General features: G+C 64.3%; 11 protein-coding genes and 2 pseudogenes. 6 read left to right on the forward strand and 7 right to left on the reverse strand.

The genetic code is table 11. The features are described 5' to 3' along the window. Positions 1-253: hypothetical protein (locus ACZJYS_RS05950; RefSeq protein ID WP_493176456.1), on the reverse strand; the 253-nt coding region annotated here is incomplete at its 3' end. On the opposite strand from ACZJYS_RS05950, the gene ACZJYS_RS05955 reads away from it, so the two are divergent. Further along, the gene (locus tag ACZJYS_RS05955) at positions 252-1,256 is read left to right on the forward strand and encodes a zinc metalloprotease HtpX (protein WP_181378354.1); all 1,005 of its coding nucleotides are present in this window, start codon (positions 252-254) and stop codon (positions 1,254-1,256) included. The genes ACZJYS_RS05950 and ACZJYS_RS05955 overlap by 2 nt on opposite strands. Before the next feature lie 171 nt (positions 1,257-1,427). Here ACZJYS_RS05955 and ACZJYS_RS05960 read toward each other — a convergent pair whose 3' ends face one another. Continuing rightward, entirely contained in the window at positions 1,428-1,589 is a 162-nt protein-coding gene (locus ACZJYS_RS05960; protein WP_493176459.1) for a hypothetical protein, read from the reverse strand. 139 nt (positions 1,590-1,728) lie between these two features. Continuing rightward, positions 1,729-2,815: pseudogene (locus tag ACZJYS_RS05965) on the reverse strand (IS3 family transposase). Positions 2,816-3,300: 485 nt separating this feature from the next. Here ACZJYS_RS05965 and pepT point away from each other — a divergent pair. Beyond that, positions 3,301-4,551: a peptidase T gene (gene pepT / locus ACZJYS_RS05970; protein ID WP_493176461.1), complete on the forward strand. Its 1,251-nt coding sequence runs from the start codon at positions 3,301-3,303 to the stop codon at positions 4,549-4,551. Positions 4,552-4,745: 194 nt separating this feature from the next. Here pepT and ACZJYS_RS05975 read toward each other — a convergent pair whose 3' ends face one another. Further along, positions 4,746-7,085: a PAS domain S-box protein gene (locus ACZJYS_RS05975; RefSeq protein ID WP_493176463.1), complete on the reverse strand. Its 2,340-nt coding sequence runs from the start codon at positions 7,083-7,085 to the stop codon at positions 4,746-4,748. A gap of 273 nt (positions 7,086-7,358) precedes the next feature. On the opposite strand from ACZJYS_RS05975, the gene ACZJYS_RS05980 reads away from it, so the two are divergent. Continuing rightward, positions 7,359-7,808 (forward strand): hypothetical protein, encoded by a 450-nt coding sequence (locus ACZJYS_RS05980; protein WP_379638814.1) that lies wholly within the window; start codon positions 7,359-7,361, stop codon positions 7,806-7,808. 191 nt (positions 7,809-7,999) lie between these two features. Here the strand turns inward: ACZJYS_RS05980 and ACZJYS_RS05985 are convergent. Further along, positions 8,000-8,791: pseudogene (locus tag ACZJYS_RS05985) on the reverse strand (IS5 family transposase). A gap of 718 nt (positions 8,792-9,509) precedes the next feature. Between ACZJYS_RS05985 and ACZJYS_RS05990 the strand changes: the two are divergent. Beyond that, positions 9,510-10,457, forward strand: coding sequence for a replication protein RepA (locus ACZJYS_RS05990; RefSeq protein ID WP_109519109.1), 948 nt, complete (start codon positions 9,510-9,512; stop codon positions 10,455-10,457). Between the two features lie 121 nt (positions 10,458-10,578). Here the strand turns inward: ACZJYS_RS05990 and ACZJYS_RS05995 are convergent, their stop codons facing one another. After that, a complete protein-coding gene (locus ACZJYS_RS05995; protein WP_493176466.1) occupies positions 10,579-12,144 on the reverse strand; it encodes an MFS transporter in 1,566 nt (521 codons plus the stop codon). A gap of 344 nt (positions 12,145-12,488) precedes the next feature. After that, positions 12,489-13,064: a TetR/AcrR family transcriptional regulator gene (locus tag ACZJYS_RS06000; RefSeq protein WP_493176468.1), complete on the reverse strand. Its 576-nt coding sequence runs from the start codon at positions 13,062-13,064 to the stop codon at positions 12,489-12,491. Positions 13,065-13,153: 89 nt separating this feature from the next. Here ACZJYS_RS06000 and ACZJYS_RS06005 point away from each other — a divergent pair, with 89 nt between their 5' ends. Continuing rightward, positions 13,154-14,173, forward strand: coding sequence for an NADP-dependent oxidoreductase (locus tag ACZJYS_RS06005; RefSeq protein WP_493176470.1), 1,020 nt, complete (start codon positions 13,154-13,156; stop codon positions 14,171-14,173). Between the two features lie 99 nt (positions 14,174-14,272). After that, positions 14,273-15,190: a LysR family transcriptional regulator gene (locus ACZJYS_RS06010; protein ID WP_493176472.1), complete on the forward strand. Its 918-nt coding sequence runs from the start codon at positions 14,273-14,275 to the stop codon at positions 15,188-15,190. Positions 15,191-15,271 lie beyond the last annotated feature (81 nt).

A 15,271-nucleotide genomic window follows, 5' to 3' on the forward strand; every position in this document is an offset into this window, starting at 1 on the left:
GCCATGGCTGATGCCACTCAGCATCCAAAACCACACGCTGTTCTAAGGTTCTGGTACTGAAGCCAGCTGCTACAAGCAGGCGAAGAGGATTAACGCTTCTAAAGCGGTCAACGAGTCGCCAGAGCCGCCCTGACCAAGTACAGTCGGCAGCGGAACCATTCCGAAATTTCGAGTCGCGAAGCGTTCGAAGCAGCGGATCATTTTGAGCTTTTTCTCCGCCGTGCCGCCCGCCATTGACGATGAGAGAGAGCATGCACCATTGCTTCAACGCTGCACTTGCGGCAGCGCCTATACAAAAGCCGCTTTGGCTCGACCGCGCGGCGCTGCGTCGTCATCAGCAGCTGAACCGGCTGCAGTCGGTATTGCTGCTTGTCGGCCTTGGATTACTCGCAGCGATGACAGGCAGCCTCCTGGCTGGTCTTGACGGCATGCTGCTCGCGGCAGGTGCGTCGCTGCTGTTGCTCCTGTTAGAGCCAATCGCTGGCGACACGGCATTCCGCCACGTGTTCGGCGCCGTCCCGCTTCACCCAGCGCAGGCACCGGAACTTTATGCGCTGGCCCAGGAGGTGGCACGCCGCGCCGGCCTTCCGCGTGTGCCCATGCTTCACCTGATACCCTCCAGCCAAATTCAGGCCATGGCCGGCGGTGGGCGGAAGAGCCCGGTAATCGCCTTGACCATTGGCCTGCTCACCACCTTGCCACCCCGCGAAGTGGCAGGAGTGCTCGCGCATGAGATAGCTCATCTCCGGCATGGAGATCTTCGTGTTCTGCGGCTTGCCGCCGCTGCGGCGACGCTGACGCGTGGCATGGGTTTGATAGGCACCATGCTGCTGATGCTTTGGTTGCCGGCCCTGGTGGCTGCCGGTGCGGCACCGTCACCGCTGGCCATCCTTCTGCTCGTTGCCGCACCGACGGTGGGCGACCTGCTCACGCTTTCCCTTTCGCGGAGGCGGGAGTTCCTTGCCGATGCCGGCGCGGTCGAGCTTACCGGCGATCCAGCCGGGCTGGCGGCAGCCCTGGTGCGGCTCGAGCGTCTCCAGGGCGATGATTGGGAACGGCTGGCAACACGCAGCGGCGCTTGGTGGCTGCGTTGGCTCCGAACCCATCCGACCGTCCGGGAGCGCGTCGCACGGCTCGCCTGCATCGTCACGACGGCACCGCCTGTGAAGTCCTCAGTGTTGGACGCTGTCATGCGCGATATGGTGATGCCTCGCGGCCATGCCGGTCAGCGCTTTGCGCGGCGCTGGATGCTCTAAGCAGCGCCAGGCCAAGCGAAGACGGATTCGCGAAGTTCCAGGCAGGTCCTACCTCGCCGGCTTACCCACAAGGCCAGATCGCTGCCTCAGGTGCCTGTCAGGCCCCCCAGCACAGCGCAGCAACAGGTTCTTCGAGGCACCCAGGTGTGCGGCGAACAAGCTTTCAGACGCTCAGCTATAATCTGACCAAGTTTCATCCTGCTCGTCCTCTTTGCTTGCTCTGTCAGTGGACTTTGTTGGCACAAAGCCAACTTGGTAGCCAAAAGGCTTGCCGATCTTTGCCAGCGTTTCTGCCGCCGGATTTGCTGTTCCTGCCTCCAGCTCAATGACCAACCGCCGCGTCAGCTTGAAGGCCTGCGCAAAGCGCGCCTTGGTCCTGACCCCTGATCTGGCCCGGGCCCTATGCAACTCGTCGGGCTTGTGACCGTAGCCCCGAAACTGGTCCGCCCGCAGGGAGAGCTTTCCGGCTTCATCAGCAGCCCTTCCGGGCTGCTTTGGCAGCGAATTCCTGGGGCGTCAGGTGCCCCAGGGCACTGTGAGGACGGCACGCATTGTAGTCCCGTCTCCAGGCTTCGATCTTGCTCCTGGCATCCTCCAGCGACAAGAACCAATGCGTGTCCAGGCATTCGTCGCGCAGGCGGCCGTTGAAACTCTCCACCAACCCGTTGTCGGTTGGCTTGCCCGGTCGGGAGAAGTCCAGCGTCACGCCGCGCTCATAGGCCCAGCGGTCCAGCGCCTTCGACACGAACTCGGGACCGTTGTCGACCCTGATCCGTTCCGGCGCACCACGATGTGCCGCGATCTGCTCGACCGCCTGCACGACGTGCTCACCCCGGATGCCACCGTCCACGACGATCGCCAGCGCCTCCCGGGTATCGTTGTCCACCAGCGTCAGGGCGCGGATCGGCGCCCGTCGAACAAGGCATCGGAGATGAAGTCCATCGACCATTGCTGGTTCGGCCTGGTCGCGACCTCCCGCTCCAGGCGTCGTGCCGCGGTGACGTGCCGTCGTGGACGTTTGCGGCGCAGGCTCAGACCTTCCAGACGGTACAGCCGATAGACGCGTTTCCTGTTCACGGCCCAGCCTTCGCGCCGGAGCAGGATATGGATGCGCGGGTAGCCGTAGCGGACACGCACCGCGGCAATCTCGCGGATCCGCAGTCTCAGGGGCGCCTGGTCGTCGCGACTGGAGCTATGACGCTGCGAAGAGCGGTGGAAGCGCAGCGCCGCACATCCCCGGCGTTCACTCACGCCGAACCTGTCCTGCACGTGCCGGACAAGGTCGCGCCAACGATCAGGCGTCAGGGCTTTTTTGCCAGCACGTCCTGCAGCATGGCCTTGTCCAGGCCAAGATCGGCCACCAGGCGTTTCAGCTTGGTATTCTCCTCCTGGAGCTGCCGGAGCTCCGAAGGGCCCAGGCCACCGTACTTCTGCTTCCAGCGGAAGAAGGTGGCCTCCGACACGCCCATCTTGCGGCACACCTCGGCCACCGCCGTGCCCAGCTCCGCCTGCTTCAAGGCGAAGGCAATCTGCTCTTCCGTGTAGTGGCTCTTCCGCATCACCCAGCCTCCGTTCAGGTCAACAATCCTGCCGGAAAACTCTCAGAATGGCCGGGCCAGTTTCCAGGTTTAAGGTCACTGAACCACGACCCGCGCGACAACCGCCTGCGCAACCTTCATGCCCTTTGCCAGCGCTGCCGCCTGCTGCACGACCGCACCTACCACCGCGCGCAGCCGTGGAAGACCATGCGTCGGCGCTGGCCATGGGTGACCTCTTCCTTGGCCTCTACGCGTGACCGAACCCTGAGTTAGGTCGGCCTGTAGCCTCCCACCTTTTCCTCGGCAAGAATGGCACCATTGATATAGAAAACGACAATCCTCTGATTATCAGATGCGCATTCAAAACCGAGCAATTGATCTGAGCCTGATAACGCTACATGCCAGTTCCAGGCTTCTTTTCGTCCTTTGGCGGCCGGTACCCAGGGGCGATGATGCTCTGTGCGCCGCGTCAATGCGTTTGGGCTTTACATACAGGAGCATTTCTCATGGCCAACGTCCTCGCCGAGCAGCTCATCGAGCGCTTCTTCCGCTACCTCGCGATTGAGAGCCAGAGCGATGCGAAGGCCACTATCGTACCCAGCACCCCCGGACAGCGCCGGCTGGCGGAGCTGCTGAAGACCGAATTAGAGGCGCTCGGCTTGCCGGACATCCACCTCGACGCGCATGGCATCCTGACTGGCCGGTTACCGGGAAACCGGGCGGGAGCGCCCTGCATCGGCTTCGTGGCGCATCTGGACACAGTGGATGTCGGCCTCTCCCCCGAGGTCAAGCCGCAGCGCATGATGTTCGAGGGCGGCGATCTGCCGCTGAACCGGGAGCAGGACATCTGGCTGCGTGTCGCCGAACACCCGGAGATCCTGGCCTATCGCGGGCAGGAGATCCTGCTCGGCGACGGCACCAGCGTCCTGGGCGCGGACAACAAGGCGGCCATCGCCGTGGTGATGACGCTGCTGGACCGGATGAGGGAGAGCGATGCGCCGCGCGGCGACATCATCGTGGCCTTCGTGCCAGATGAGGAAATCGGCCTGCGCGGCGCCAAGCTGCTGGACCTCGCGCGCTTCCCCGCCGCTTTCGCCTACACCATCGACTGCTGCGAGCGGGGCGAGGTGGTCTATGAGACCTTCAATGCCGCCAGCGTCACTGTAGACATCACCGGCGTCACCGCCCATCCCATGGCGGCCAAGGGCGTCCTGGTGAACCCCATCCTCATTGCCACCGAGCTGGTGGGCATGTTCGACCCTCTGCAGACGCCCGAGCATACGGAAGGGCGCGAGGGCTACTGGTGGTGCAACGGCATCACCGGCAACCAGAGCACGGCGCAGCTGCAGATCTCGATCCGCGACCATGACGGTGAGCGCTTCGCCGCCCGCAAGCGCTTCGCCGCCGAGGCGGTGGAGGCGCTGCGGGCACGCCACCCCCGCGCCCGCATCGAATGCCGCATCGAGGACAGCTACAGCAACATCGATGCGGCTCTGGGCAACGACCGGCACTGCGTGGAGCTGATCTTCCGCGGGCTGCGGGAGATGGGCATCGCGCCCAAGGTGATCGCGATGCGCGGCGGCACGGATGGCTCCGCTTTGTCCGCCCGTGGCGTGGCAACGCCAAACTATTTCACGGGCGCGCACAATTTCCACTCGCGCTTCGAGTTCCTGCCCGTCGGCTCCTTTGTCGAGGCCTACCGCCTGACCGAGCGTCTTTGCGCCCTGGCGGCTGAGGAACGGGAAAGCGCGGCTTGAGCGTTGGATCGACGCCGCTGGTAGTGGAAAGCTTCGCGGCCTCTCTGCCAGAAGCAGCCATCCGTTTCGTTGCTCAGCGTCTTCGCTTGGCTCCTTTGCGAAGTGGCTTGATCACGCTCCTCGGGTCATCATTGAGCAGTTGCGGTGATTGACAGTTGGCGCACATTCCCGACCAAGGCTGGCCTGTTGAGCTTCTATGCGGCTGCCAAAGGCGCAGTCGCACTGGCCTTCGCGAGGGGGATCGAAATGTCACAGATCAGGCCTGTTCTCTCCCAGTGCCATGCCAACGTCCCGCCGAGCTGGCTGCGAATTGTCGCCTCGATCACCCGTGAACCAAAGCCCCGTCGCGTCGGTTGCGCAACGGGCGGTCCGCCGCTTTCCGCCCATTGCAGACACAGCAATCCGGCGCAGGTATCCAGGCGCCAGGCGAGCTGGACCTTGCCGCCGGGCGCCGAGAGTGCTCCATGCTTGACCGCATTCGTTGCCAACTCGTGCAGCACCATGGCCATGGGCTGCACCGCCGTGGACGAAAGCCGGCAGGGTGGACCGCTCAGGATGATAGCCTCCTCCTGCTCGTACTGCCGGGAATGGGCCGCCAGTTCCCGCTCCGCTACGGTGCGGAGGTCAGCCGCCAGCCAGCCTTCCTGTGCAAGCAAGGAGTGCGCCCGCGCAAGCGCCGCCACGCGCGCCTCAACAGCCGCGGCAAAGGATCTGGGGTCATTTGCCGGCGTCAGGCGCAGCATGGATTGAACAACGGCCAAGGCATTCTTGGCGCGGTGATCCACCTCACGGGCCAGTAGGTTCTGCTTTTCCTCCGCCGCGCGCCGCTCGGTGATGTCGCGCAGCACGCCGGTAAAGAACCGTGCGCCGGCCGCGTCCTGCCACTCTCCAATGGATGCTTCGAGGGGAATAAGGGAGCCATCCTGGCGCAGCCCCTCGAGCTTGGTGACGGCGCCCAGGACGCGCCGCTCACCCGTGCGCAGGTAGTGCGCGAGGTAGCTGTCATGCCGCTCCGCATCGGGTGCGGGCATCAGCATGGAAATGTTCTGCCCAACCACCTCCACCGCCGCATGACCGAAGATGTGCTCAGCTCCCTGGTTGAAGGACTGGACGATGCCTTGCACGTCCATCACCACAATGGCGTCGGGTGCCGTGTCCACCAAAGCGCGCATCCGTGCCTCGCTTGCGGCGAGCGCCGCCTCGACCCCTTTGCGGTCATGGATGTTGGCGATGACGCCGAACCATTCCGCGATCCGGCCCCCGTCATCGAGGATCGGCACACCCCGCGCCTGGTGCCAAAGCCACTGCCCATCCCGTGCCCGAACGCGGTACTCGACGCTCACGGGCCTTCTCTCGGCCATTGCCTGCCGCCACTCCGCTACCGTCGGCTCGACGTCGTCGGGGTGCAGTGCTCGCAGCCAGCCTCTCCCGCGCAACTCCTCCCCGCCTTGCCCGGTCAGAAGTTCCCATCCCCGGCTTTCGAGAATGTAGCCATCCGGCTCTGCACGCCAGAGTGCTGCGGCGCCAGCTTCGACCAACGCCCGATGACGCCGTTCGCTGGCTGCCATGGTCGCACCTGCGGAACTGATCGCCGCGCGCAGGGATTCGAACTCGGTGACACCCAGGCGATGCGAGGCAGGCGAGAAGGACACGAGGGTATTTCCCCCGCCTCCTGCCGCCACGGTCTCAGCCTGCTTCTGCAAAGTAGCAATGGGATTGAGAACGCGACCACCCAGCCACAGGGCAAAAGCCAACGCAAGCACCAGCGCGGCTGCCCCGCCCAGCACCAAGGTCATGATGGGTGGGCGCCAACTCGCGTGGTAGGCAGCAATGGGTTCAAGCACCATCAAGGTCCATCCGGGGGTGCCTGAGATGCGCTGAAAGGCGAGCTTGACCTCCTCTCCAGCCAAAGTCCTGCCGGAGGCTAGGCCGTCCGTCTGCCCGTTGGTGGCCTCCGCGTACCAGTCCGGAACCTGCCGGCCAATGAAATTCCCGGCCTCCCGCGAGCGCGCGATGATGATGTTCTGGCCGTCGGCAATGGTCGCGACGGCGCCACCTGAAAGATTCGGTGCGGCGAGGAGGCCGGAGAGCCGTTCCGGATCGATGCGCGTGCCGATCACCGCAACGCCGCGGCCCTCCCGCAGCACGGGAACGTTGACGATAATGACTGGTCGTTGGGAGATGGCACCGGTCAGGAGGTTGCTGACACTCGGCCTCGCCCTCTCCAGCGCTGTTCGCGTTATCGCAGAGGCGGCAGTCGTCGGAAGCCTCGCGCCGAACGCACGGTCAGTGTCGATCCGGATGCGAAGATCGGGCCCGACCAGCCCGACGGAGGAGCCCACGGCCTCTGCGGCGCGGCGCGCATGCGTGTAGAAGGCCTTCAGATCCCCATCGGCTCCCCCATCGAGCGAGGGGGACGTGGCAAGGGCGGACAGCGTGGAAACATGATTGGCAATCTCGCGGCTAATGACGAGGGCTACACCGCGGGCGGTGTCACGTAGCCGGTCCTCGAAGGCGCGCTGGAAGCTGCCCATGGCCAGCCATGCACCAACCGCGCCGACACTCAGTGCTGGCAGGAGAGCAACAAAGACAATGGCTGCAAGGTGGATCCGTAGGGGACGTGGACCGAACAGAAATCTTGAGGCCTTTTGTCTTTCTCGAGAGGTTGCCAAGAGGGTGATCCCGTTAAGATCCACAGTGCACGTTATGAGAGTGTCTTATGGATTTCTACACAACCAGGGACTTTTTTGGGTTGCCGGACCTGTGATGAGCGCTGCGGTGGGATCGTCTCCCATTGAGGATGGAACATGGCCTTGCAGGGCCACGGTATGGAGGGCGACATGGAAATCGAAGCTCATCCCCTTATCGAGCGTGTCGAGGGCCGCCTGGAACGCCTTGGCCTTAATGCCGAGGAGGCCCTGCGTGCCGCGGGCCTGCCCCCGGACCTGTTGGAGAACATCCGCCAGGGCAAGGCCCGCGTGCCCCGCGGCCAATCGCTGGTCCGCCTGTCAGAGGCGCTGTCCACCTCCGTGGCCTACCTCGTCGGCCTCGACCCGGACGCGCAGCCACCCCAGGAACTTCTTGAAGAGGACCAGGCTAACCTGGGCCTGCTTGCCGCCGACGAGGACGCGCTGCTCCGGGCGTACAGGCGCCTGGACATCCCGGCTCGCGCAGCCGCGCTGCACGTCATGCTGACCATGGCAGGCCCCGAGCCTCAGCCAACAGGTAGGCATGGGAAACGTGCCAAGTTGGCCTGAACAGTGACAACTGCTGCTCGACCTTCAAAGCTCCGGCATGCTGCGCAAGTTGGCGCCGCAAGGCTTGTAGAGTTGCATGACAACCCTAAACCAGCCTGATAACCTTTTATTATCGTGCTCGCCGTAAATCAGATGGCTTTTAGCCAAAGTTATGTCTGATAACCCATATTTGTCGGAGGCCGGCTGGAAACTCATGCGGAACGACCGAGGCGCCTGACGAGGAGCATGACGGAAGCGGCGTAGAGGAAGGCCCCGGCGGAAGCGATGGTTCGTTCGAAGTCCTTGGCCAACCTGCGGTTACGGTTCAGCCAGGCGAAGGTTCTCTCCACCACCCAACGTCTCGGCTGCACGGCGAAGCCGATCTGGCCCTTGGGTTTGCGGATGATCTCGGGCGTGATGCAAGTCGCCTTGGCGACGCGCTCTCCCACGTAAGCGCTGTCGGCGAAGACCTTCTTGATAAAGGGGAAGCGTTTGCGCGAAGCCTTCAAGGTCGGCACCGCCTCATCCCTGTCCTGGATGTCAGCGGAATGGCTGCGCGGCACCAGAGGCCGCCCTGCGGTATCGACCATGATGTGCCGCTTGCGACCTTTGATCTTCCTGCCCGCGTCATAGCCATGCGGACCTCCGGCCTCAGTGGTTCTGACGCTCTGGCTGTCGATCACCGCGGCACTGGGGCTGGCGTCTCGGCCCAACCTTTCCAGCTCCAGCAGGACCAGGCGATGAGCCAGCGCTTCAAACAGGAACCAGCCTTAGACGGTTTGCTTGGGCGGGAACCGCTCCGGTAGCATGCGCCAGGGGCAACCGCTCCGCAGGACGAAGAAGATCGCCTCCAACACCAGCCGAGGGGGCCAGGTCCGGTGCCGCCCCGTCCGCCGGGCCTGCGGCATCATCGGCTCCAGCACTGCCCATTCCGTCTCCGTCAGGTCGCTGGCGATACGCAGCCCTGCTCGGCTATGCTGCTTCTGGCTGGTCAGGGCCCACATCAGGCGCTCCAACTTGGTCTCGGCAACCCGCTGAAATCATGCCCGCCCCGGCCAGCCAATCCTCGTTCCATTCCCGTTTCCAGCCAGCCTCTTAGTCAGGAAGTTATTGGCAGAGAACATTCTGTACAGAATATCAAATTTACAAAAATTTTTACTGTAACGACGGCTCATTGTCTATTTTGCCATATTATCCTAGTATAATTTCACTAAAAATCATCTCATTCAAAATATTATCACGTGATATTTTAAATAGGGACCGGCACCAAGCGGCCGCTCCACCCCATAGGGGCGATTTGGTCATCAGGCAGGAAAACCTCTTGTGCATGACGTAACGGCTCCGAGAACTCGCGGCAGCCCGTTTGGAAAGCGGCGGACGGCCTTGAACTGAAGCAGCGGGACTGCGTGCTTGCAGGAGGGAGACGGAATTCCATCAAAGGCGCGACTCGAGGCCGATGTGCAGGATGGCGAATCCGCACATTCCCCGCCGATCAGGCGGGCGGCAGTTATCCACCGTAGCCGGGTTATCCCGGGGGATTTTGCGATGCGGCTGTGGGAGTTTGCGAGGGAATCCGGGTTATACCGTGGGGTTTTGCGAGCACTCCAATTAGTAAACAACTAGATCTTCCTAGATGTTTCATCGCAAAGTCCCACGCTTGCGACAGCCGGCTGAAACCGTCACTTTGCTTATTGATGAGATGGTAAATTTCGGAGCGAAGCCATGGCCGATGCAGCGAAGGGAGTGCGGCAACTCGTCCTGCTGCATGGCCGCGAGCAGGCCCGGACGCTGGCGGATCCTAGTGACCAGTCCCTGGTCAAGATCGCCAGCGAAGTGCTCGGAGATGAAAGCGGCCAGAAAGGCTACAGCTATTCCGGTCTGTGTCTGACCTCCCTGCCGCACCGGAAGCCCGGCGACGATGAAGCCTGGATCCGCACCGTCGGGCCCTTGACGCTGATCATTGAGCCCGGCCGGATCGTGATGGGCGACGGCCAGCCGAAGCTCATGGGCGTGCCTTTCGGAGCGCGCGCCCGCCTGATCCTGATTTATCTCCAGACGCAGGCCGTGCTGACCGACAGCCGCGAGGTAAGCCTTGGCCGCTCGATGCGTGAATGGATGAAGAGGCTCGGCCTGGCGGTCGGCGGGGAGACGGCCTCGACGCTGCGCGAGCAGGCACGGCGCATTGCGACCTGCTCCATGCGCTTCTCATGGCAGACAGAGCCCAGCAAGTCTGGCCGTCCCACGATGATGACCAACGAGCGCATCATCAAGTCCGGCTTGTTCTTCCAGGAGGGTACAGGGGATGACCGGCAAGGCAGCCTGTTCGAAGATCGGGTGCTGTTGGACTCCGACTTCTTCGACCAGTTGCGCCGCCATCCGGTACCTCTGCAGGACGCGGCTATCCGGCAGTTGAAGGACAGCGCCGCAGCTCTCGATATCTATGTCTGGCTGGCCTACCGGCTGCACCACCTCAACAAGCGCACCCCGATCGGCTGGAAGGACCTGCACCAGCAGTTTGGGGGCAGTTACAAGAACCTGTTTCAGTTCAAGCCACGCTTCCTCGCTTCGCTAGCTGAGGCTGTGGCGGCCTATCCGGAGGCCCGAGTAGACGTCGAGGATACGCACATCGTGCTGCACCCGAGCCCCCCTCCTATACGCAAGCTTGCCTGACCCACGGGGCGTGGGGCTTTGCGATAAGCATGGAAGAGCGACTTCAACGCCTTGGCCACAGCCCAGGCGCTTCTTTGTAAAGAACGCGCCATCGCAAAACCCCACACCCTGCGTAGCCGCTCTAGATGCGCCGTAACGGTAAGGTCCAGGCCAGCAAGGCGTTCATGACGGCAAAGGCTGCCACCGCCATGAAGGCGATGCTGAAGCCGGCGTCGATCCGTGCCGCTGTCGTGGCGCGTATCGCGTCCGGCAGGGCGGCCAGGGCAGCGGGGCCGTGCCGCACCATGTCGGCGAAGACCGCGGCGGCCGCGCTGTCCTGGCTGAGGATTGCGAACAAAGCGCCGATCACGACCGTGACGCCTGCTGCCGAGCCGACCGAACGCGACAGTTGCACCGAGGCTGCCGCCGCTCCCAGCATGGCAGGCGGTGCCAGCGCCTGAGCCGTGACCTGCGCCACCGGCATCGCCGAACCTTGGAACACCGCGACAAGGGCAAGCATCGCCGGCAACCCCCAAGGGCCCAGCACCGCGCCGGCCTGATGATGTCCGAAGGCGACCAGCAGCAAACCCAGCGCTGCCGCCGTTTGTCCGACCGCGGGGAAGATCGCCAAGCGTCCAGTACGGGTCACGAGCCATCCTGTTACCAGCGAGCCCATCCCGACCGTTGCCGTCAGTGGCAGCATCAGCAAGCCGATCTGAGCCGCCGAAGCGCCATCCACCGCCTGCAGGTGGATCGGCAGAAGGGTCACCTCGCTGACCAGCAGGGCGCCCGAGCAGGCGGCCATGGCGTTGGCACGCCACATGGCCGGACGCCGCAGCATCTCCAGCGGGAACAAGGGCTGCACCGCCCGCTGTTCGAACCGCAGGAGGAGCACGAGGCAGAGCAGCGACACGCCGAGGCTGGCGGCGGTCCCCACCAGTGTCGCGGCGTCGACTGGCTGCACCTGTTCCAGCGCCAGCAGCAGAGGCACTACGAAGCCGGCGAACAGCAGCAGGCCTGGCCAGTCGAAGCCACCCCGCGTCCTCCGGACAGGATGGACCGGCAGGCGCAGCGCCAGCAGCATGGCCAGTGCGCCCAGGGGCAGGTTGATGAGGAACACCGAGGGCCAGCCGAAGAACTGCGTCAGCACGCCGCCCGCCACGGGGCCAAAGGTGGAGGAGACCACGATCACCGCGGCCAGTATGCCCTGCGCACGGCCGAGCTGGCGCCGCGGCACGTTCTCGCCAAGCAACGCCTGGGACAGCACCATCAGCCCCCCGCCGCCGAAGCCCTGCAGGACTCGCGCCGCTGTCAGCGACAGGATGCCTTGTGCCAAGGCGCACAGCACCGAGGCCATCACAAATAGCACCAGCGCCACGAGCAGCAGGCGCCGCCGTCCGAAGGCGTCGCCAAGCCGCCCATACACCGGGGCCGCCACAGTGCTGGCAACCAGGTAGGATGCCACCACCCAGGACACCCGCTCCACGTCGCCGAAGGCTCCGGCCATGGCGGGAAGGGCCGCTGCCACGATGGTGCCATCCACCACGGCGAGAAAGATGGGCAGCAGGATGGGCGGGAAGATCCGCCACAAGGAAGGCCATGCCGGCTCCTCGGCGGAGGCTGGCGTGTCGGGGACAGCGTCGGACGTCATCAGGGCAAGGTGAACCAGACCCGAGCCTTTGGCCAGCAGCCTGGCGTGACCGCTCATCGCATCACTGCCTCAGAGCAGCCAGGCCGGTTCCGGCCCTGTCCACCATTATGAGGAACGGCAGTCAGGCGTCCATTTTTCACCAGATGCCAGCATGATGAGGCTGTTCATCGAGGGTGAAGGGGGCAAGGTTCGGCCGGGAGCGGACTGGCAGGCTCAGGGGTTTAGCCGGATAGAAGCGGACGTCTGACTTCGGATATTCGACCGCCGGGTTCGGTCCATTGCCACCTCCCGTTCCCTGGCTGTCCCCCTCCCCTGGTAAGGGCGGCACCGGCTTCTCCAGGAAGGATCGAGAAGCGGGAATAGCTGGCTCCCCCGGCCATGGAAGAGGCTCGTGCCGCCCATCAGCCGAGCTTCGGGAGCTTGGATGCTCCCGGACTGATCAGAATCGCGTCCACAATGATCCCGAAGATATGGTCGGAGCGGGACGCAAGCGCCGGTTGATCCGCTACCCAAGAAAGCGCGCCGACGAACGCGAACAGGTCGGCGCCGTCCATATCGGCACGGGCTTCCTTTGCGGCCTGTGCCCGGCCGAGGAGGCGCGTACCGGCAGCCTTCATTGCAACACATGACACATGGAGCGCCGACGTCTCGTCCTCGATCGCGGCCACCATCGACTTGATCGCGCCACTGTAGTTGCTTGCCACTGCCACCGTCTCGCGCAGCCATGTCACCAGAGCTGCACCGGGCGTGTCCGATGCCTCCAGGTCGCCTGCCCGCACCGTCAGCGCGTCGAAGCTGCTGCGGAGGAGGGCCTCCAACAGCGCCTCGCGGGTCGGGAAGTGCCGGTAGAGCGTACCGAGCCCCACCCCGGCCGTGCGCGCAATGTCGCGCAAGGAGGCATCCGCCCCTCCCGCGGACAGGAGGTCGCGCGCGACCGACAGGAGATGATCATGATTCTTCTTCGCGTCGGCGCGCATGGCTCTCCGGCTTGACAAACGGATCACTGCTCCGAATATGCGGGACAGTGCTCCACATAGATGGCTTATCTGGAGCGAAGGAGACAGCCATGTCTACAGGGACGATGAAGGCGGCCAAGCTACACGAGTTTGGCGGCCCCGGCGTGCTCCGCTACGAGGATGCGCCCCGGCCTGCCGCAGCACCCGGCGAGGTGCTGGTCCGCGCCCATGCCGCCGGCCTGAATCCCCCCGATTGGTACCTGCGGGACGGTTACCGCGCACTGCCTCCGGAGTGGCGGCCCGACCCCTCCTTTCCCCTTATCCCTGGTACGGATGTGTCAGGCGTCGTCGAGGCGGTTGCCGACGACGTGAGGGGCTTCAACCTCGGCGACGAAGTTTACGCGATGGTGCGCTTTCCCGAGAACCTGATGAAGGGCAGTGGCGCCTACGCTGAATACGTCAGCATTCCAGCACCGGAGCTGGCGCTCAAACCCGTGGGCATCGACCATGTCCATGCGGCCGGCGCGCCCATGTCGCTGCTCACGGCATGGCAGTTCCTGATCGAGCTGGGCCACGATGAGCCGAACCCGTTCCAGTCCTTCCGGCATGAGCCGGTGCCGCTCCAGGGCAAGACGGTTCTCGTCAACGGCGCCAGCGGCGGCGTTGGGCACCTGGCCGTCCAATTGGCGAAGTGGCAGGGGGCACGCGTTATTGCCGTCGCGTCCAGCAGGAACGAGGCGTTGCTGCGCGACCTCGGCGCCGATCAGTTCATCGATTACACCACGACAGCGGCCGAGGAGGTCGCGTGTGACGTGGACCTCGTTCTCGACGCGGTCGGCGGTGCGAAAATGGGCCGCTTCCTGCACGCCGTGAAGCGAGGCGGAGCCCTGTTCCTGGTCAACCCGCTCGGCTTCATTGATCACGAGGAAGCTGAGACGCTGGGGGTCAGGGTTTCATCGACACAGGTCCGCTCGAACGGCGCGCAATTGGCGGAAGCCGCTCGCCTGCTCGCCAACGGTACCGTCCGCGTAATCGTGGACAGCACATACCCGCTGTCTGATGTCTCACGGGCGCATGAACGTGCCACCAGCGGCAGCATTCAGGGCAAAATCGTCCTCACGATGGACTGACCATCAAGAGCTTGGGCCCGGATTGTCGGCAGCGCCGATAGGGCCTGGAAGCCCGATGTTCCAGGTGGAAGTGCCCTGAAAGGTCGAGCAAAAAGGCTTATGCAAGACCTGAAATGGCTGGAGACCTTTGTCTGGGTTGTGGAACTGGGTGGATTCCGGGCCGCCGCCGCCCGGCTCAACACCACGCAGCCCTCGGTCTCGGCCCGTATCGACCAGCTGGAGCGGCAACTCGGCGTTACCCTCTTCAGCCAGGGAAGCCGTCGCCGTGAGCTGACCCGCGAGGGGCTGGTGGTGCTGGACTATGCCCGGCGCATGCTGGAGTTGCAGCAGGAACTGCAGGAGGCCATCCGGCAGCCCAATGCCGTCCGTGGCGTGCTGAGGATCGGCGTGGCCGAAACCCTGGTGCACAGCCTGATGCCCCGGCTGCTGGAATCGATCGGCGCCAGCTACCCGCAAGTGGTGCTCGACCTGATGGTGGACACCACGAACATTCTCTCCGACCAGCTTCGGAAGGGCGAGATCGATATCAGCATGCAGGTGGGCCCCGTGGCTGACCCGCGCGCCGTCAGCCGCCGGCTCTGCCATTTCCCGCTGGGTTGGGTGGCGAGCCCGGCCTTGCCACTGCGGGAAGGCCCTCTGCCGCTGGCGGAGCTGACACGATGGCCGGTGATCAGCTTTTCCCACAACAGCCCTTTGGCGGCGGAGATCCAGCGCGCCCTGGCGGCGAGCGGCACGCCCGATGTCCGGCTCTGGGGCAGCGCCTCGCTGACCCTCATGGTCCGCATGGCCCAGGATGGCGCGGGCTGCTGCATTCTGCCGCTGGCGGTCCTGCGCCGGGAGATCGCGGCCGGCCTGCTGCGGGTGCTGGAGGTGACCGATGTCGTCCTGCCGCGCAACGCCTTCTATGTCAGCTACCTGCGCAGACCCGACAACTTCCTGGCCGCCATGGTGGCGGAGCGGGCTTCGGCCATCGGCGGAGAACTGGAGAAAGCGGCGCAAGGTGATCAGGAATCCTGATCAAAGTTATCCAGAATGACGATTCGACAGCGGCTCGAAACCGCCGCCTAATCGCCCGAAATCCGGAGCCGCAGGGGACAT

The organism is Roseomonas sp. TS2, from assembly GCF_058833935.1.